This window comes from Bartonella sp. CL434QHHD, assembly GCF_042195145.1.
Classification (GTDB): Bacteria; Pseudomonadota; Alphaproteobacteria; order Rhizobiales; family Rhizobiaceae; genus Bartonella.
Genome location: NZ_JBHINT010000025.1, coordinates 110,212 through 129,703, shown reverse-complemented (window position 1 = coordinate 129,703; position 19,492 = coordinate 110,212). Strand labels below are relative to the sequence as shown.

Sequence of the window (19,492 nt, the reverse complement as noted above, 5' to 3'; positions counted from 1 at the left end):
ATTTGCCAAGAGAAATTCAAAGCTCTGTTTAGAGCTTTGAATTTTAATTTAATTAATAACTTAATTGCCCATTGCTTTTTTGAGATTCTCATCAATTTTATCGAGGAAACCTGTTGTAGAAAGCCATTTTTGTTTAGGCCCAATCAAAAGTGCGAGATCTTTAGTCATAAAACCTTCTTCGACGGTTTTAATACAAACTTCTTCCAATGTCGTGGAAAAGTTTTTTAATTTCTCATTGTTATCTAGTTTAGCACGGTGCGCCAGTCCACGTGTCCATGCGAAAATAGATGCAATAGAATTTGTTGATGTTTCTTCGCCTCTTTGATGCTGACGGTAATGGCGTGTTACGGTGCCGTGTGCAGCCTCTGCTTCAACAATTTTACCATCAGGTGTCATGAGAACAGAAGTCATGAGACCAAGAGAACCAAAGCCTTGGGCAACAATATCAGATTGGACATCACCATCATAGTTTTTACATGCCCATACGTATCCACCTGACCACTTTAATGCAGAAGCAACCATATCATCAATAAGACGGTGTTCGTAATATAATTTACGGTTTTCAAATTCAGTTTTAAATTCCATATCGAATATTTCTTGAAAGATATCTTTAAAACGACCATCGTAAGCTTTTAGAATGGTATTTTTTGTTGAAAGATAAACTGGAACATTCCGTTGTAGTCCATAATTAAAGGATGCGCGGGCAAAATCACGAATTGACTCATCAAGGTTATACATAGCCATGGCAACCCCTGCGCTTGGAGCATCAAAAACATCATGTTCAATAACTTGATTGTCATCACCTACAAATTTAATACTTAATTTCCCTTTTCCTGGAAATTTAAAATCTGTTGCCTTGTATTGATCGCCAAAAGCGTGACGTCCTATAATAATTGGCTTTGTCCAGTTAGGAATAAGGCGAGGGACATTTTTACAGATAATGGGTTCGCGAAAAATGACTCCTCCTAAAATATTGCGGATTGTACCATTAGGTGATTTCCACATTTTTTTTAGGTTAAATTCTTTAACGCGTGCCTCATCAGGTGTGATGGTTGCGCATTTTATACCAACCCCATATTCTTTTATAGCATTGGCAGAATCGATTGTTACTTGATCATTGGTTGCATCACGATTTTCGACGGAAAGATCATAATATTTTAGATCAATGTCGAGGTAGGGATGGATTAATTTATCTTTGATATATTTCCAGATGATGCGGGTCATCTCATCCCCATCAAGTTCAACAACGGGGTTTTCTACTTTGATCTTTACCATTAGAAATCCTTTTTCTTTTAAGCGATACTACTTATATAACACTTTCAACTTTATAATGAAAAGTAAAAACAAGGGAAAAAAGCATTCAAATATGAGCTTTTAGAATATATTATCAATAGAGTGTAAAATTTTGTTGGAGGGTTTAATCCTTGAAAAGAAGTGATGTGTTTATAAATCTATAAGTATTCTATGATTGATGAAGAATCTGTTTAATAGATAAGGTAGTTAGATCACCGAGGGACGGGGATTATGCGTTTTTATTATCAGAGATTCCATTTAATAATTTGATCGTATTCTGAATTATAGTTTCTTGATTTGTTGTGTGAGGTGAATAAGCATCTATTTTTTATATTGCTATTTCAACTCTAAGATTACGGTTTGTTTATTTATAAAAAGTTTAATGTGATAACAAAGGCACTGTAATTAGAAATGCTTCATATAAAATGCGTTTGGGATAAACTTCAGTTTTGAAGGTTGGAAAAAACGTATAAATGATGCGGCTGGTTTAATTTAAAAATTAACAGCATACGCAAGAATATGACTTATAAAATTACCGTATCGCGAGCTAGAATACTCTAATTCTTATATTTTATAGATTCTTATTGTTATAACTGTGCGCAGTAAAGCACTATCCTCGAAATGCAACAAAGAAATTAATCACCTAATGATTCTTGTATCCTTTTTACAAAGAGATTCCTTTTAATTTACGAAGAAATTCCTTTTAAAATCTTGTTCTCTCGTTTTTATTTATGCATCCCTCATTTTTAAAAACACAAATAAAATGAATATATTACACATAGAAAAAAGGAGGATGGTACGCCCAAGGGGAATCGAACCCCTGTTTCCGCCGTGAAAGGGCGATGTCCTAACCGCTAGACGATGGGCGCAAACCAATGATGAGGCTTATAGAGAGGATCTTTTTACTTCGCAAGCCCTCTGTGTCATTTTTTTTGAAAAAAGTGTGTTTTATTGAATAATTTTTGAGAAACTCTTGTTTGAATCATCTTATTTTCTAAGATTTTTTGTAGAAAAAATGTAAAGTTATCATCATTGATAGAAAGTTTTGATGTGGGTATCATCTCAGCAAATGATATTTGCATTTATTTTCAGTTTGAAAAGTAGGCAAAAATGATCAAAACAGCATTTTAAATGTATTTATTTTTTACATATTTTATCGTTTGTTATCTTTGTTGTCACATGAGAATATTATTTAACTTGCTTGAAAGAGCCTTTATACGGAAGATTTCTCATTTGAGCTTATCATAAAGCAAAAAATGTATAATTTATAAAGTAGAAATACAATATTTATTACCAAATTAACAAATAATACCAATCATACAAAAGTTTTTTTATGAATAATCCATAGATTACTTACAATTTAACAAAATATAAATAGATATCTGTATAATAAAAATGAAAATATTAAATCAATTTTTATAGAATATATTAAAAATATTTTTTATATTTACTTTTACATGTCTGTAAGAAATTTAAGATTAAAAAACCTTCATTTGCTCTTTTATATATTGAGAAGGTTCTTGATTTGAAAATGAATTAGCGTGGATAAAGGGTAGATTGAGTTTTTTCTCATTTCAATTCGCTAGTTTTTTAAAGAGGTGGCAATAAGTTGAGATAAAATATTCAAATTTTGAAACTTTATTCTCTATATTTATAATATTTCAGAATTATGGTGTGCGCATATTAAGTTTTGTTTTTTACTTTAATGTAAGGTTCTATTTTGATATATGAGTGCGTTAAGATTTTGCATTAAAGATTTATATTTAAAGCTATGGAATGGTAGGAAGAAATGTGTTATTATGTACTGATCTACTTTATTTTATCCATTCTCTTAATTTATCATATAAAAGAATGTTTTTTGTTCCATACTTGTTGATTTAGAAGAGATGTTTTATTCTTTCTTACTAAGTCTTCAATATTCTTTAACTTGTTATTGATTATTTTTTAGAACTTTTCTTTATGGAAACTTGCATTTATCAGTTTTACAGATTTTCATTCTGAATTAAATATTTTATAAAGATTCTGAAATCTTTGAAGACAATAAATATTATATTTTTAGGAATGTTGATTGAACAAGCGGGGATAATTCTATTGGAAAAAATGAAGTGAATAGAGCGGGGTATTTCTTTTGTTCTTATGGATGTAAATATTCTTTGTGTTGATTGGCACATCATTTAAACGATTTTTCAATGAAGATAGGGATCAGTGGTTAATAATGGCAGAAGCTTTAAAAGTTGGTGTTGCGGGACTTGGTACGGTTGGTACTTCAGTTGTTCGAGCTCTATGTGAAAAAGCGAATAGTTTAGCTTGTCAATGTGGGCGATTCATCAAAGTTGTTGCTGTTAGTGCGCGCGATAAAGGCCGCAATCGTGGACTTGATCTCAGTGATATAAAATGGTTTGATTCACCTGTGGAGTTGGCTGCTTCTGATGAGATTGATGTTTTTGTAGAGTTAATTGGTGGTGAATTGGATGTGGTGTATACCGCTGTTAAGAGAGCGCTTGAGGCGGGACATCATGTTGTAACAGCCAATAAAGCTCTTCTTGCTCGACATGGAGTAGAGCTGGCTATAATTGCAGAAAAAAAAGGTGTTTTTCTTCATTTTGAAGCAGCTGTTGCAGGGGGGATTCCTGTCATCAAAGCGATGAGAGAATCACTTGTTAGTAATCGCATATCGCGAATTTATGGTATTCTCAATGGAACCTGTAATTATATATTAACACGCATGTTTACGGAAGGTCTTTCATTTAAAGATTGTTTAGCAGATGCACAGAGACTTGGGTATGCTGAAGCAGATCCAACTTTTGATATTGAGGGAAATGATACTGCTCATAAATTAGCTTTGTTGACAAGCTTGGCATTTGGAACAGCTATTTCGTTAGATGATGTTTATGTTGAAGGAATTCATAATATTTCGCAAATTGATATTCGAGCAGCTGATGAATTGGGGTATCGGATTAAGCTTTTAGGGGTTGCATTAAAAACGGATTCTGGAATAGAGCAACGCGTTCATCCAACAATGGTACCAGCATCCTCAATGATTGCACAGATAAATGGTGTAACCAATGCTCTTTCTATTCAAAGTGATTTATTAGGTGAATTACTGTTTTCTGGTCCTGGCGCTGGAGGAAAGGCAACAGCATCAGCCGTTATTGGTGATTTGGCTGATATAGCAAAAGCGCGTTCTGGTTTTCAGTATGCACCTGTTTTAAGACGCCCAGCATTAGAACTTGCTCCTCATAAAAAAGCACGTATTTCGCATCATGCAGGTGGTTATTTTATTCGTTTAAATGTTCATGATCGTACTGGTGTTTTTGCCGCGGTCGCAAGGCATATGGCTGATAATCACATCTCATTGGAGTCGATTGTTCAAAGATCTTTTGTAGAAGATCAAATTGAAAAAACAATTATTTTAATTACGCATGAAACAACAGAGGTGAATGTACGACAGGCACTTGCAGAAATTGAAAAAGATGGACATCTTGTTGCAAAATCTCAATTTATTCGTATTGAACCTATGGCAAAGAATTGATAACTTTCTTGATAATAAAAACGCACGCTTGAGTTCTTTTATCTCTTGTGAAAAATTTTCATCTTTGCCAAAAAACTTTATTCTTAGTATTTAATAAGGACTCATATTTTTCTGGTATTCATTCGGTAGGATTTTTTCATATGCCCACAACTCAGAAGATTTTAAATGGACTTGATCGTATTTTGACGCTTGAATTGGTACGTGTTACTGAACGTGCTGCTGTTGCTGCTGCACGCTGGCGCGGACGTGGCGATGAAAAGGCAGCGGATCAGGCTGCTGTAGATGCAATGCGGCAAGAACTTAATCGATTGCCTATTGATGGTACAGTGGTGATTGGTGAAGGTGAGCGGGATGAAGCGCCTATGCTTTATATTGGAGAAAAAGTGGGTCTTCAAAGTGGATTGGCGATCGATATTGCACTTGATCCACTAGAGGGTACAACACTTTGTGCTAAAAATATTGCTAATTCTTTGGCAGTAGTTGCAATTGCTGAAAAGGGTAATCTCCTTTACGCTCCTGATGTTTATATGAACAAAATTGCTATTGGTCCTGGTTATCCAAAGGGAATAGTCGATATAGATGCTTCTCCTACCGATAATATACATGCTCTTGCGAAGGCTAAAGGAGTGGCTGTTAATCAGATTGTTGTTTGTATTATGGATAGACCTCGTCATGAAAAATTGGTTGATGAAGTACGAGCGACAGGGGCGTCGATTCGCTTGATTGGGGATGGAGATGTGGCTGCTGTTATTGATACAACTGATCCAGAAGAAACAGGTATTGATATCTATATGGGGATTGGTGGAGCACCTGAAGGTGTTTTAGCTTCTGCTGCTTTGCGCTGCATTGGAGGACAGATGCAAGGTCGTTTGCTGCTTGATACAGAAGAGAAAATTGCTCGTGCAGCTAAAATGGGGATTAGTGATCCCAATAAGGTTTATACAATGGAAGAAATGGCAAAGGGTGATGTTTTGTTTTCAGCAACAGGGGTGACAGATGGTAATATGCTTTCTGGTGTTAAATTTACACCTCACTACATTCAAACGGAAACTCTCGTAATGCGCGCCCATACGGGTACAGTTCGTAATATTAAAGCAAAGCATAGAGATCATTCAAAATTTGATTAATGTTTTCTTTTTTATCACTAAAAATAAAAGGAGTTTTTTTAGGAAATACGCTCCCATGAAGCTACTTTCATGGAAGCGTTTATAGATATGGGAATACCCTTAATATTATGAGAGCTGCACAGAATGCACCCAGCCATTTTTATCTTCTATGTTCCCTTTTTGAATGCCAACCAATTGTGTACGAAGCTGCTTTGTGACTTCTCCAACTGTTTCATTTCCAATAATAAATTCTCCTCCTTTATATCTAAAACGACCAATTGATGTGACAACGGCAGCTGTACCACAAGCAAAGGCTTCTTTAAGGTGTCCACTCTTTGCATCTTCTTGAAGCGCGGCAAAAGAATAAGGACGCTCTTCTATTTTTAATCCCATTTGTTTTGCCAACTCTAAGAGTGAATGACGTGTTATTCCTGGAAGGATAGTTCCATTAAGTGGGGGGGTTACAAGTGTATTATTGTCCATAATAAAGCAGACATTCATACCACCAAGTTCTTCAATCCATTTATGTTCAATCATATCAAGAAAGAGTACTTGGCTACAATTGTTTTCAGTTGCACTTTTTTGTGCAAGTAAGCTTGCTGCATAGTTTCCACCACATTTGGCAGCCCCTGTTCCTCTTGGACCGGCACGACTATAATCTGTTTCAATCCAGACGCTGACAGATTTTTCTTCTCCTTTAAAATAGGATTCAACTGGAGAGGCTATGATACAAAAAAGATATTTTTGAGAAGGGCGGACTCCCAAAAAGTTTTCATTGCCAAACATAAATGGACGGATATAGAGGCTAGCGTTGGGCTGATCAGAAACCCATTTTTGATCAATCTTTACTAATTGATGAACGGCATCCAGAAAAATATCTTTTGGCAATTCTGGCATAGCTAAACGCCTCGCTGATTCTATAAAGCGTTGTGCATTGGCATCAGGACGGAAGAGCAAGATGCGCCCATCTTTTGCACGATATGCTTTTAAACCCTCAAAAATTTCCTGTCCGTAATGTAAAACGGTACTTGCAGGGTTAATTTCTAAAGCTTTGTATTGAGAGATGATAGCATTGTGCCAGCCTTTGTCTTCAGTCCATTGAATAGTACACATGTGGTCTGTAAAAAATTGACCAAAACCGGGACTTTTTAAAATTTCTTCATATTTTTCTTCTGACAGAGGAGATGGGTGCTTTTCTATTTTAAAGGGAAGCGATGATATGGGAGATTTCATAAAAAACCTTTTGAGTATGTTTCATTTTTATTAATAAAAATAATGAAATATTTTGATTATAACTCTATTATTAACAAAACCTTTGTGTCAATGTTTTATTATAGAATACAAAGGGGTTTATTATAGAATTCAAAGGCTAGGGTAGGGTAGATATTTTAATTCTATCCTCGCCTCTTTTTCTCAACTTTATGAAGTAAGCTGGAACTTTTGTCTATAATTATCGTTTTCTCATAATAAGTATCTGAATAATTTCATATATGCATATTTTCTAGAAATTTAAAGGTAAGGAAATTGAGAAAAGGAATCCACTATGATTGATAAAAATTATCACACATATGAAGAACGTATGGCCGCAGAAAGAAAAGGTCGTGAACAACGTGTTTCAATCGCTAAGGGTATTTTTGCTATTCTTCTTGCGATGGTTATTATTTGGTTTATTTTTGGTTTTTTAGGATCTTTTTTTGCAAAATCTCCTGAACATAGTTCGCGTTATAATACTCCAGAAACAAGCCAAAGTGTAACAACGCCAAAAAAAGATTTAAATTCACTTCCTCCTGTACCTTATACCTATAAGGGTACGGAGTGATTTTTTCATAAATATAATCTTTTAGATAGGGCGAAAATCGACGTAGATTAAGGAATAAAGTCAGCACAAAGACATAAAAAGATTGGAACGATTTTAATTTCTGAAGTTTTTGATAAGTAATTAAATGGTATGAAAATAAATCATGCAACGGTTTTAACAACCGTTGCATGTTTGGTTTAGCGTGTGATGAAGCAGCTTCCACCAGAACTTTTAATGGATTCACAAAGGATTATGGCTTCATTACGGTCTTGCGCTTGAATCCGAACACGGTAATAAGTACCTTTTCCTGGTATAAAAGCGGATTGAATATTTAAAGAACGGGCGCCGATAAGGAATCCAAATTTAGATTTCATATTTTTTAAAGAATTTCTAGCGAGCTCATGCGTTGGTTGAGATGCAAGTTGTACGTAATAACTTTCTGAATTTTGTGCTGCGACTCTGTTTGGTGATGTGGAGCGAGACGCGGCTGGTGTTTCAACTTGTGTATTTCTTTCTGCATGAGAAGGAATAGGGATAAATTTTTCTTCAATATTTGAGCTAGAATTATTTTCTGCAATTATTTTATCAATATTATTTTTGAGATCATGATCTCTTTCTTGGTCGTTTATATCAGAATCATGCGACGAAACAAGGGACGAATCTTGAAGTTCATTAGAAGCTTGATCAATGCTTTCTTCAGATTGAGCAGCAGTTTTGCTGTTTGTTTGATGCGCGGGGGCTAGTGTAACTGTACCATCTTGATTGACAATAACAGTTTGTACTTCTCGCATTGGAATAGTATGGTTTATGGCTTCTGTGACTGCAACTTCAACATCAGATTCATTTAAAGACGATGAGGAAACGTTTGAAGATTCTTCAGGGTTTAATTCTTTTAAATTTTCAGGTTGTTCAGAGTTATCAATAAGAAATTGTTGTGTATTTTCTTGTTTCTCATTTTGTTCAGTTGTTTGTTTATAGATATCTAAATTATGTGCAACATCATTTTTCGTTTCAGTTGTTTCTGGTTTGAATTTAAAAGGCGTATTATCAGCGTGGATAATGACCGTTTCTTCATTTTTTTGTGATGGCATAAAAAAGTGAGAATAACCTGCAAACCCAATTCCTATTAAAATAAGTATAAAAAAACCTTTAATGAAAGTTTTACCAAAAATAAAACTTTTTAAGGGAGGAGGAGCTGATGGATGCGTGGGAACCTCATCTGAGCTTGTGTATGATGAATTCTCGCTAAAAGAGGGGAAATTATATTCCATATTGGCAGAAGAAGAATAGTCGGAATTTTGTTCTTTAGAGTTTATATAAACACCTTCTTTTGAATTTTGCATAGACTGATGAAAAACTTCACTAAAAACTTCATTCTTCTGTTGTTTTTGAGAAAAATTATCTGTTGGAACATTTCCTACATTGAGTACATCAGCAAATTCTTCTTCTAAACCACCATTAGTTGGCACATCATATTCTGGCGCTTCATACGGGACTTCTGGAACCATAATAGGACCAGTTTTTTCTACGATTTCCTCTGAAAATTTATAAGTATCAACATTGGGAGGGGGAGTATCTCTGTGCGTATAGTTATGGGCAAAAAAGCCATCCGTTTGTTTTGTATTTAAAGAGGGTGATGAGGAAAGAAACTCATCTAAATTATTTTCATTATATGAAATTTCTCTATTTGGGTTAGAGGCACCTTCGGCATTATTGATGTATTGGGCTCGAGCCTCATCATATATCGGAACTTTTTCGCTATAAGTTTCTTGTTGTGAGGGGGGGGCTTCAAAAAAATGGGGATAATTGGTTGTATGATCTTCTTGTGAAGCCCCCTTTAAATAAGATTGTCTATCAACTGGTGGAGAATCTAAAGGTGAGGAGAAGGTACTTTTTGTTTGATTTCTTGCAGTGTTTTGTCTTTCTGACACAAGATTAGAAGATGAGAAAAACTCATTTTCCTCTGTAGAAGAGGAGGCATCAGGATAATCTTTTTTAATCCAATTTTCTTGATCAGCTGAAATTTTATAGGGATGGTTTATAGGAGTGTCATAGAGGTTTGGATTGTCATCATAAGTTTTTTGTATATTCGTAGTCTCAGGTTGTTGTGAATTTATTTGTGAAAAACGATTGGTTTGTTCAACATCTTCTGGCATCTCTCTCTTATTTTCGTGCCTTTCAGATTTATCAAAAAAGAAATTTTCTGATTCTGATTGTGACATAAGATTACTTTTTTCAAGAAAAGGATCAGCACTGGTTGCTGTTGTTTTCTGTTGATGTGATTGATTCTTTGGGATTGGTAATGGAGAAAGCTCATCTAAAATTTGTTCTTCATCATGACTGCTAGGTGAAGAATATTTCTCTTCAGATAAATTATTTTGTTTTGAATGGTTGAAAGAAGCAGCTTGTGCAATATTTGAGGCTGTTGCGTTGCTGGTTGCATACAAGTCCCATTGTTTTTTTTGATCATCAAACGGTAAGTCATGTGCTAAATTATTTTCAAGTTCCTCTTCTAGAAAGGACAAATCAAAATCATCATCATGGGATGATATTTCGGGGTGAGATGTTGATCGATCTGTTTTTAAAGAAGATTGCTCATTTTGGTTTCCGCTTTGTTTGTGCGGATTAAAAATGCGCGTAAGCCTTTCTAAAGGATCATGGTGTTCATGATCGTGTTTTGTTTCGTGTAGATTTTTGCGATCGTTATCGCTCATAGCTTTTCTCACATGGTGGTTTGCACTTACGTGCAATCAATGGTTGATTTTGATTTGTTATATTAAAATTATAAATTTTCCCCCTCTCATGCAATGATACATGAAAAAGTTTATCAATAGAGTACCTATTGTATGTATTTATAGAACTTTTTCAACGCATTTCTATGGGTGCTTCGACTCCTATGATGGTAAGCCCTGATGATAAAATATTGATAACAGCTTGTATCAATCCTAATCTTGCAAAGGATAACTCTTTATCATCAGGTTGAATAAAGCGTAAATTGAGATTTTCACTCCCTTTATTCCAATGGGTGTGAAAATTGGAGGCAAGGTCATAAAGATAAAACGCTAATCGATGCGGTTCCTTATGAACTACGGCCTGTTCAATGATACGTGGATATTCAGAAAGTTTGCGTATTAACAATATTTCATGGTCATCTGTTAATCGATGAAGATGGGCAATCAATGTATCATTTGAAAAGCTTTTAATATGAAGCGCTTCTTGTGCTTGACGAAAGACTGAGTGACAACGTGCACTTGCATATTGTACGTAAAAGATGGGGTTATCTTTTGATTGTTCTGTTACTTTTGCAAAATCAAAATCAAGAGGTGCTTCACACTTACGGTATAGCATCATAAAACGCACAGGATCACGCCCAACCTCTTCGACAACATCCCGTAGAGTGACAAAAGATCCTGCTCTTTTTGACATGCGTACAGGATGACCGTTGCGAAAAAGTTTTACCAATTGACACAAGAAGACACTTAATTTAGCCTTATCCCCAGAAATTGCTTTTGCCATTGCCTCCAGCCGCTTTACATAGCCAGCATGGTCTGCGCCTAGAATATAAATCATTTCATCAAAATGACGATTAAATTTATCCCGAAAATAAGCAACATCAGCAGCAAAATAAGTGTAAGAACCGTCAGATTTGACTAAAACACGGTCTTGGTCATCACCGACATTTGTTGAACGGAACAAAGTTTGTTCGCTTGGTTCCCAGTCTTCTGTATTTTGTCCCTTGGGAGGGGGGAGTTTTCCTTTGTAGATATAACCATTTAAAGTGAGGTCGTTGATGGTGTTACGAATGGCGCGTGCATTATCAGCATAAAGCATTCGCTCAGAGAAAAAGATATCATGATAAATATTAAGAGCAGCCAAATCTTCGCGAATCATGGACATCATTGCATGAATTGCACGTTCTTTCACAAGAGATAAGGCTTCATCTTTATCCATCGTGAGGAGTTGGTCACCAAACTCTTGAGCAAGCGATTGACCCAATGGTATCAAGTATTCTCCAGGATAGAGTCCTTCTGGAATTTCATTAATTTTTTGCCCAAGAGCCTCACGATAGCGCAATAGTACAGAATGGGCGAGGACTTCGATTTGTTGACCAGCATCATTGATATAATATTCTTTTGTAATGTTATAGCCCGTAAATTGCAGCAAATTGGAGAGAACATCCCCAACAACTGCTCCGCGGCAGTGTCCTACATGCATTGGTCCTGTCGGATTTGCTGAGACATATTCAACATTGATGCGTTTTCCTTGTCCCATTGGAATACGACCATAAGAAGTGCCTAATTCAAGCATGGATTTTATAGCATCTTGCCAAAATAATTTTGTAAGCTTTATGTTTATAAAACCAGGACCGGCAACATCTATATTTTCGATAGAGGGATCATTTTTAAGAAGTTCTATGATTTTATCTGCAAGTGCACGTGGATTGATTCCAATAGATTTTGCAAGCACCATAGCAGCATTGGTTGATAAATGACCATGGGAGGAATCACGTGGAGGATCAACAGTGATTTTTGATAAATCTAGATCTTCTCCATTTTTTCCTTTTAGATCAGATAATTCAATTGATCTCTTAATTTTTTTTTCGAAGTTTTTAAAGATATTCATATTTAGCTTCCATGATGATGCCAAAGCCATTAAACGAAATTATCTGTATGGTCAAATAAACGGTGATATTCACGTAGAGCGTAGTGATCTGTCATGCCTGAAAGAAAGTCAGCAATCAAACGTGCTAACTCTTGATTTTTTAAGTGCACTGTTTTGCTCTGCCAACTTTCAGGCATTGTATTTGGATTTTCATAATAACAATTGAATAATTTTTGTACAATGCATTTTGCTGCATTGCGACGACTAAGAACTTGTTCATGATAGTAAAGATTTTTAAATAAAAAGTTTTTTAGTTCTTTTTCATAAACGGTCATTGTTGGTGAAAAGGTGACAATAGTTTGTTTTGCTTGGTGAATATCGTTTATGCTTGTTGGTTTGATGCGTGCTAAATTTTTTTGTGACTGTTTGATAACATCTTCAACCATGGTTGTTATTTGTCTTCGTACAAGTGTGTAACCGCGACGCGTTTGGTCGAGATGGGGATGCTCATCTGTTATATCTTTTAATATTGCTGCTGTTAGTGAAACATGTTCAAATTGATCGAGTGTTAAAAATTGCGAACGTAGACCATCATCAATATCATGCGCATTGTATGCGATATCATCTGCAATAGCAGCACATTGCGCTTCTAGTCCTGCAAAACAATCGAGTGCAAGGTCTTGCTTTGCATTGTATTGTAAAATATCGATAGGAACCTCCTTATTCTTCGCGTGGGGACCTAAAAGGGGGCCATTGTGCTTTACAAGTCCTTCGAGGGTTTCCCATGTAAGGTTAAGTCCATCAAAATTTGCATAGCGCTGTTCTAGTTTTGTTACAATGCGTAATGCTTGTGCATTATGATCAAAGCCGCCATAATGTACCATGGCTTCATTAAGAGCATCTTCTCCAGCATGGCCAAAGGGTGTGTGTCCAAAGTCGTGAACAAGGGCAATGGCTTCGGCAAGGTCTTCATCAAGACACAGGGCACGGGCTAATGTTCTTGCAATTTGAGAAACCTCTATGGAATGGGTTAGGCGAGTACGGTAATGATCGCTTTCATCAGCAATAAACACTTGCGTTTTATGTTTAAGACGTCGAAATGCATTAGAATGAATAATACGATCTCTATCTCGTTGAAAAGGTGAGCGTGTGGTGCTCATCGTTTCATGGTATAACCGACCACGGCTTGTTTGTGGATGAGCACTGTACACTGCTCGAGATTGGTAATTGAAGTTGATATTGCCTATATCCATTGCAAGCTGCCCATTATCATCTTAAAATCGAGAGTGGTTTATGACAAATAAACTGATCTTTGAGTGTGGGATACTCTTTCTTGATGGTTTAATGCAAGGATATATAAAATGAATGTGAAAATTTCAGATGTTGCTGCTAAAAAAATTGCACAGATACTTTTGCGTGAACCCGATAAAATAGCATTACGTATTTCTGTTGAAGGTGGTGGGTGTTCTGGTTTTTCTTATAAATATGACTTGGTTTCTGAAATGTGTGAAGATGACCTCGTTCTCAAAAAAGACGGGGCAGTTGTGTTTATTGATTTACTATCACTTCCTTTCATGGAAGGAGCTGAGATTGATTTTGTTGATGATCTTATGGGGCAGTCTTTTCAAATCCACAATCCCAATGCTGTTTCATCATGTGGTTGTGGTGTAAGTTTCTCAATTTAAAATGATGGCTGTGTGATATTGTTTCTTGAAAAAAAGATCATGTTGGTCAACAATGCAAAAATGGGTATTCTTATAAAAATAGTGCACCGATGTATATGGTTGTGCGTGGTGCTTGCTTTATTGACTTGGAGCCACTGTGCTTTTTCTGAAGCAGGAGAAGGGCAAGATCAGCAGCAGGGACAATCAAGGAGTTTTATTGTAAAGACTCAAGAGCAGGAAAACGAAAATTTAGCATATCAAACACAACTCATTTTGAATGCTCGATTAACAAATAGTCATCCGGATATTGAAAAAGGGCTTGTCTGGCGGGTTTATGCCCCTATTCTAGGGATTGATAATAAATTACCATTAGTGGCAACCTATAAGGGGGGAAGTGCACGTTTTGATCTCGAACCAGGAAGTTATCTTGTTCATGTCTCATTTGGTCATATGAGTGCTGTGCGCCATATTCGTTTAGAAAATGGGCAGAGTCTTGTAAAAAACTTTAATCTTGAGGCTGGTGGTGTCATTTTAAATGCAACACTGCTCAATGGCGTAATGAATGAAAAGGAACTCCGTTTTACCATTTATGAGGATGAAAAAGAAAATGATGATACGGGAGTGATTATATCAAATGTTAAACCCCAATCAGTTGTGCGTTTAAAAGCTGGCCGCTACCATGTTGCTTCCCATTATGGTTCCATTAATGCGACGGCTCGTTCGGATATTCAAGTGGATGCTGGTAAAATAACAGAAGTTACTCTTGAACATCAGGCCGCTCAGATTGTCTTAAAACTGGTACGGCAAGAAGGAGGGGAAGCGCTTGCAGATACAAGTTGGTCTCTTGCCAATGATTCTGGTGATATCGTTTATGAAACAGTTGGTGCGTATGTTTCACTCGTGTTAGCGGAGGGAGAGTATATTGCAATTGCTAAAAATAAAGATAAAATCTATCAGAAAGTTTTTTCAGTCGTTTCTGGTCATGATGAAGATATAAGTGTGGTGGCGAATGAACAAAATATGCAACAAATTGATGAAGATGTGGATTGATTGTTGTTCATGGGGGTAAGCTATGATGAAAGACGGGGTATGAATTTTGATTGAAATTTCAACAGTTGGTGTGTTTTTTGCTGGGGCACTCTCTTTTTTGTCACCATGCGTTTTGCCATTAGTTCCTCCTTATTTGTGCTATATGGCAGGGGTTGGTATTGATGATTTTCGTTCAGAAAAGCCTGATGAGAAAGTCTTTATACGGTGGGCTTTACTGTCTTCTGTTATTGCTTTTGTTCTTGGGTTTACGACTGTTTTTGTTGCTTTAGGTGCCAGTGCTAGCACAATTGGGAAATTCATCGGTTATTATCGTGATTGGTTTGCTCTTGCTGCTGGAATTGTCATTATTATTTTTGGTTTAAATTTTTTGGGGATTTTCAAAATCGCTTTTTTATTTCGTGAAGCGCGTTTTCAGACCAAAAAAACACCTGCTGGTCCTTTAGGCGCGTATATTATCGGTTTAGCTTTTGCTTTTGGTTGGACACCGTGTATTGGCCCTATTTTAGGTCCTATTATAACGCTTGCTGGAACAAAAGAAACTGTGGGAGAGGGAGCTGTTCTCTTAGCGGTTTATGCATTAGGTCTTGCTATTCCTTTTATGTTAGCAGCTTTATTTTCGAGCAGTTTTATGCGATTTTTAGGAGCTTTTCGTATTCATTTAGGAAAAGTTGAAAAAATTATTGGTGTTTTTCTTATTCTTACAGGGATTTTGTTTTTAACAGGTTCTATGCAGGATCTTTCATTTTGGCTTTTAGAACATTATCCTTCGTTGAGTTATATTGAAGATATTCGTTGGCACAATATTATGAATTTTTTTGGATTTTCTCGTTAGTCTTATGTGTTTTTATGGTTAGAAGTTGTCTTTCTATTGTTCTTGCCGCAGGTGAGGGGACGCGCATGAAATCGTCTCTGCCTAAGGTACTTCATAAAATTGCTGGATTGCCTCTTATATGCCATGTTCTAAAACAAATAGAATTGGCAGGCTCTTCACAATTAGCAGTTGTTGTGGGATTTGGTGCTAAGGAGGTTACGCACGTTGTTCAGTCATTTGTAAAAGATGTAATGATTTTTGAACAAAAAGAGCGTTTAGGAACAGCTCATGCTGTTTTGTCTGCTCGTTCAGCTTTGCAAAAGGAAGTGGATGATGTTCTCATTGTTTTTGGGGATACTCCTCTCATTCAGCAAGATTCATTGCACCAAATGCGTGCACAGCTTGCTGATGGAGCAGATGTTGTTTTTGCAGGTTTTCATACCAAAAATCCAACAGGTTATGGGCGTCTTCTCGAGAAAAATGGTCAATTGATTGCAATTGTAGAAGAAAAAGACGCTAGCGATGAAGAAAAAAAGATTTCTTTTTGTAACGGTGGAATACTCGCTATGCGTGGAAAACATGCACTTTCTCTTTTAGAGAAAGTTGGTAATAACAATGTGAAAAAAGAATATTACTTAACAGATATTGCTTCTCTTGCAACACGCAAGGGATTAGATGTGCGTGTTGTTGAAGTTCCTTTTGAAGATATTGTAGGAATTAACAATGGTCTTGAGCTTTCTGAGGCTGATTCTTTGTGGCAAAAACGTAAAGCGCGCGATTTAATGTTATCGGGTGTTACACTCTTAAAGCCAGAAACACTCTATTTTTCTTATGATACAGAAATTGAACCAGGAGTGGTGATAGAACCAAATGTTTATTTTGGGTTAAGCGTAAAAGTACAATCTGGTGCGGTTATTCATGCATTTAGTTATCTCGAAGGTGCTGTGGTTGGTAGAGATGCACAGATTGGTCCCTATGCACGTTTGCGTCCTGGAACAGAGTTGGCGAAGTCCGTAAAGATTGGAAATTTTTGTGAAGTCAAACAAGCTAAGGTAGGAGAATCTTCTAAAATCAATCATTTAAGTTATATTGGTGATGCTGAAATTGGTGCACATACCAATATTGGAGCCGGTACAATTACTTGCAATTATGATGGATTTAACAAATATAAAACCGTGATTGGTGATCATGCTTTTGTTGGGTCTAATACGGCACTTGTTTCCCCATTGATAATAGGGGATGGCTCTTATGTTGCTTCAGGAAGTGTTATTACTGAAAATATTCCTATGAACAGTATGGCTTTTGGGCGTGCACGACAGGTTATAAAAGAGGGCTATGCGACAAAATTTCGAGAGCGCTTGTTAGAAAACAAACAGAAAAAATGATTATTTTCGGCTTATTCTTTTGTTTCGTGTTAATCTAACGATGGATGGGAGGTTTATTCTTAAAGATTGCCGTACTCCATGTTTGAATTATTTTTATTATTTATAGTTTTAAATAAAGGCTGTTGGATTGTTTTATAAGATTTAAATCTTAAGATGTGGGTTGGAGCTTTTTAATGTGTGGAATTATTGGAATTCTTGGAAAGAGGTGTGTTTCGTCCTCTTTGGTTGAGGGGTTAAAACGTCTTGAATATAGAGGGTATGATTCATCTGGGGTGGCAACGGTCCATAATGGGCATCTTTATCGTGTACGTGCTGAGGGGAAGCTTGTTCATTTAGAAGAAAAATTAAAAAAAACACCTCTGGAGGGAAATTTAGGGATTGGTCATACCCGTTGGGCTACGCATGGAATTGCTGTTGAACGCAATGCGCATCCCCATGTGACTGAAAAGCTTGCGATTGTTCATAATGGTATTATTGAAAACTTTGTAGAACTGCAAAAGGAACTCATAGAGGATGGTTGTATCTTTGTAACAGAGACGGATACGGAAGTTATTGCACATTTAATAACGCGTGCATTAAAAGATGGTCTTTCTCCGCAAGAAGCCATACGCACCAGTTGGAAAAGGCTGCAGGGGGCTTTTGCTATTGCTCTTATTTTCGAAGGTGAAGATAACCTTATGATTGCGGCTTGTTCTGGTCCACCTCTGGCAATTGGTTATGGAAAAGATGAATTTTTTGTGGGGTCAGATGCGATTGCTTTGGCACCATTCGTTGATTATATTAGCTATATGGAAGATGGGGATTGGGCTGTTCTCACACGGGAGGGTGTTACAATTTATGATGCTAATAACCAACCGGTAAAACGTCCTGTGACGACATTACTTGAAGGGGCTTTATTGATTTCTAAGGGTAATCATCGTCATTTTATGCACAAGGAAATGTTTGAACAACCTGAAGTGATTTCTCATAATTTGGCGCATTATCTTGATCTTGGAAATTATGTCGTTCGACCCCTTGAGAATTTGATTGATTGGAAAAATATTCATCGTCTCCTTTTTGCGAGTTGTGGAACGGCGTATTATTCAACCTTAGTTGCGCGCTATTGGTTTGAGAAATTTGCCGCTTTAAGTGTTGATAATGATGTTGCTTCGGAGTTTCGTTATCGTGAACCTCCTATAACGTCTGATGTGTTATCGCTGTTTGTTTCTCAATCTGGTGAGACAGCTGATACATTGGCTTCTTTGCGTTATTGTCGTGAGCGGGGTGTACAAACAGCAACAATTGTGAATGTAGAGCAATCAACAATGGCAAGGGAGGCTGATTTTATTCTCCCAACACTTGCCGGACCGGAAATAGGTGTTGCTTCAACAAAAGCTTTTACCTGTCAATTGGCAACGCTTGCTTCACTAGCACTTAGTGCTGCTAAACAACGTGGCTATCTCTCGGCTCAAATGGAAAAGAAACTGGTTCAACAGTTGGCAGAAGTTCCACGTATTTTAAATGAGGTCTTAAAACTAGAGAGAAAAATTGAATGTATTTGTCGTGATTTGGTAAATGCAAAAAGTGTTCTTTATCTGGGACGTGGAACTTCTTATCCGATTGCTTTGGAGGGAGCCCTTAAACTGAAAGAGCTTTCTTATATTCATGCTGAAGGTTATGCGGCAGGTGAATTAAAGCATGGACCAATTGCTCTGGTGGATGAGACAATACCCGTTATTGTTGTTGCACCGTATGATCGGTGGTTTGAAAAAACTTTTTCTAATATGCAAGAAGTGGTAGCGCGTAATGGTCGTATTATTTTAATAACCGATAAAAAAGGAGCAGAAGTAGCTTGTCTTAAGACTTTATCAACGATCACTTTGCCAGATGTTCCAGAATTTATTTCTCCTATTATTTATGCACTCCCTGTTCAGTTAATCGCTTATCATACGGCTGTTTTATTAGGAACAGATGTTGATCAACCCCGTAATTTAGCAAAATCAGTCACGGTTGAATAAAAGTATATTTCTGAATCTTTTGGAGAATAATCAAGTGTAAGAAATTGATTTATAATGAAACTTATTTTTTCATTTTTCTCTGTTGAACGAGAATACTGAAGAAAAGTTTTTTCTTTCTAAATCCTTTACGATAAAACGAAAAATATTTTCTTACCTATCAAAAAATAGATCAGTTATGTGAATATAATGGTAGAAAAAGACGCAATATTGCTTCTACTGTTTTAATGCAAGAATAATTCAGATTGAGAGAGAAG

13 protein-coding genes and 1 tRNA gene are annotated in these 19,492 nt (G+C 36.4%); 8 read left to right on the top strand and 6 right to left on the bottom strand.

The genetic code is table 11. The features are described from left to right. Positions 1-60: 60 nt before the first annotated feature. The gene (locus ACFILN_RS04520; protein WP_375631315.1) at positions 61-1,275 is read right to left on the bottom strand and encodes an NADP-dependent isocitrate dehydrogenase; all 1,215 of its coding nucleotides are present in this window, start codon (positions 1,273-1,275) and stop codon (positions 61-63) included. Positions 1,276-2,087: 812 nt separating this feature from the next. Then, positions 2,088-2,162: transfer RNA gene (locus ACFILN_RS04515), tRNA-Glu, on the bottom strand. Positions 2,163-3,508: 1,346 nt separating this feature from the next. Here ACFILN_RS04515 and ACFILN_RS04510 point away from each other — a divergent pair. Both ACFILN_RS04510 and glpX read left to right on the top strand, forming a co-directional pair. Then, entirely contained in the window at positions 3,509-4,825 is a 1,317-nt protein-coding gene (locus tag ACFILN_RS04510; RefSeq protein ID WP_273791204.1) for a homoserine dehydrogenase, read from the top strand. A 140-nt stretch (positions 4,826-4,965) separates the two neighbouring features. Further along, entirely contained in the window at positions 4,966-5,952 is a 987-nt protein-coding gene (gene glpX / locus ACFILN_RS04505; protein WP_375667608.1) for a class II fructose-bisphosphatase, read from the top strand. Positions 5,953-6,057: 105 nt separating this feature from the next. Here the strand turns inward: glpX and ACFILN_RS04500 are convergent, their stop codons facing one another. Beyond that, positions 6,058-7,164 (bottom strand): branched-chain amino acid aminotransferase, encoded by a 1,107-nt coding sequence (locus ACFILN_RS04500; protein ID WP_273791202.1) that lies wholly within the window; start codon positions 7,162-7,164, stop codon positions 6,058-6,060. A 310-nt stretch (positions 7,165-7,474) separates the two neighbouring features. On the opposite strand from ACFILN_RS04500, the gene ACFILN_RS04495 reads away from it, so the two are divergent. After that, on the top strand, positions 7,475-7,750 hold the full coding sequence (locus ACFILN_RS04495; protein WP_273791201.1) for a hypothetical protein: 276 nt from the start codon (positions 7,475-7,477) through the stop codon (positions 7,748-7,750). 176 nt (positions 7,751-7,926) lie between these two features. On the opposite strand, the gene ACFILN_RS04490 is transcribed toward ACFILN_RS04495, so the two are convergent. From ACFILN_RS04490 to ACFILN_RS04480, 3 genes are all read right to left on the bottom strand, one after another. Further along, positions 7,927-10,443, bottom strand: coding sequence for an SPOR domain-containing protein (locus ACFILN_RS04490; protein WP_375670970.1), 2,517 nt, complete (start codon positions 10,441-10,443; stop codon positions 7,927-7,929). A gap of 151 nt (positions 10,444-10,594) precedes the next feature. Next, positions 10,595-12,352 (bottom strand): arginine--tRNA ligase, encoded by a 1,758-nt coding sequence (argS, locus tag ACFILN_RS04485; protein ID WP_375637463.1) that lies wholly within the window; start codon positions 12,350-12,352, stop codon positions 10,595-10,597. 29 nt (positions 12,353-12,381) lie between these two features. Then, positions 12,382-13,584: a deoxyguanosinetriphosphate triphosphohydrolase gene (locus ACFILN_RS04480; RefSeq protein ID WP_273791198.1), complete on the bottom strand. Its 1,203-nt coding sequence runs from the start codon at positions 13,582-13,584 to the stop codon at positions 12,382-12,384. Between the two features lie 108 nt (positions 13,585-13,692). Here ACFILN_RS04480 and ACFILN_RS04475 point away from each other — a divergent pair, with 108 nt between their 5' ends. The 5 genes from ACFILN_RS04475 (at position 13,693) to glmS (ending at position 19,238) form a co-directional block, all read left to right on the top strand. Continuing rightward, positions 13,693-14,016: an iron-sulfur cluster assembly accessory protein gene (locus tag ACFILN_RS04475; protein ID WP_273791197.1), complete on the top strand. Its 324-nt coding sequence runs from the start codon at positions 13,693-13,695 to the stop codon at positions 14,014-14,016. 39 nt (positions 14,017-14,055) lie between these two features. Further along, entirely contained in the window at positions 14,056-15,045 is a 990-nt protein-coding gene (locus ACFILN_RS04470; protein ID WP_375664103.1) for a carboxypeptidase regulatory-like domain-containing protein, read from the top strand. Positions 15,046-15,088: 43 nt separating this feature from the next. Further along, a complete protein-coding gene (locus tag ACFILN_RS04465; protein ID WP_375631278.1) occupies positions 15,089-15,877 on the top strand; it encodes a cytochrome c biogenesis CcdA family protein in 789 nt (262 codons plus the stop codon). Positions 15,878-15,891: 14 nt separating this feature from the next. Then, positions 15,892-17,241: a bifunctional UDP-N-acetylglucosamine diphosphorylase/glucosamine-1-phosphate N-acetyltransferase GlmU gene (gene glmU / locus ACFILN_RS04460; RefSeq protein WP_375657879.1), complete on the top strand. Its 1,350-nt coding sequence runs from the start codon at positions 15,892-15,894 to the stop codon at positions 17,239-17,241. A 173-nt stretch (positions 17,242-17,414) separates the two neighbouring features. Continuing rightward, a complete protein-coding gene (gene glmS, locus ACFILN_RS04455) occupies positions 17,415-19,238 on the top strand; it encodes a glutamine--fructose-6-phosphate transaminase (isomerizing) (RefSeq protein WP_375663102.1) in 1,824 nt (607 codons plus the stop codon). Positions 19,239-19,492: the final 254 nt, after the last annotated feature.

Excerpts from the sequence above, each read along its gene's own strand:
- glmU (WP_375657879.1), top strand. The coding sequence starts at position 15,892 with ATGGTTAGAAGTTGTCTTTCTATTGTTCTTGCCGCAGGTGAGGGGACG.
- ACFILN_RS04495 (WP_273791201.1), top strand. The coding sequence starts at position 7,475 with ATGATTGATAAAAATTATCACACATATGAAGAACGTATGGCCGCAGAA.
- ACFILN_RS04510 (WP_273791204.1), top strand. The coding sequence starts at position 3,509 with ATGGCAGAAGCTTTAAAAGTTGGTGTTGCGGGACTTGGTACGGTTGGT.
- ACFILN_RS04490 (WP_375670970.1), bottom strand. The coding sequence starts at position 10,443 with ATGAGCGATAACGATCGCAAAAATCTACACGAAACAAAACACGATCAT.
- argS (WP_375637463.1), bottom strand. The coding sequence starts at position 12,352 with ATGAATATCTTTAAAAACTTCGAAAAAAAAATTAAGAGATCAATTGAA.
- ACFILN_RS04475 (WP_273791197.1), top strand. The coding sequence starts at position 13,693 with ATGAATGTGAAAATTTCAGATGTTGCTGCTAAAAAAATTGCACAGATA.
- ACFILN_RS04500 (WP_273791202.1), bottom strand. The coding sequence starts at position 7,164 with ATGAAATCTCCCATATCATCGCTTCCCTTTAAAATAGAAAAGCACCCA.
- glmS (WP_375663102.1), top strand. The coding sequence starts at position 17,415 with ATGTGTGGAATTATTGGAATTCTTGGAAAGAGGTGTGTTTCGTCCTCT.
- ACFILN_RS04480 (WP_273791198.1), bottom strand. The coding sequence starts at position 13,584 with ATGGATATAGGCAATATCAACTTCAATTACCAATCTCGAGCAGTGTAC.
- glpX (WP_375667608.1), top strand. The coding sequence starts at position 4,966 with ATGCCCACAACTCAGAAGATTTTAAATGGACTTGATCGTATTTTGACG.
- ACFILN_RS04470 (WP_375664103.1), top strand. The coding sequence starts at position 14,056 with ATGTTGGTCAACAATGCAAAAATGGGTATTCTTATAAAAATAGTGCAC.
- ACFILN_RS04520 (WP_375631315.1), bottom strand. The coding sequence starts at position 1,275 with ATGGTAAAGATCAAAGTAGAAAACCCCGTTGTTGAACTTGATGGGGAT.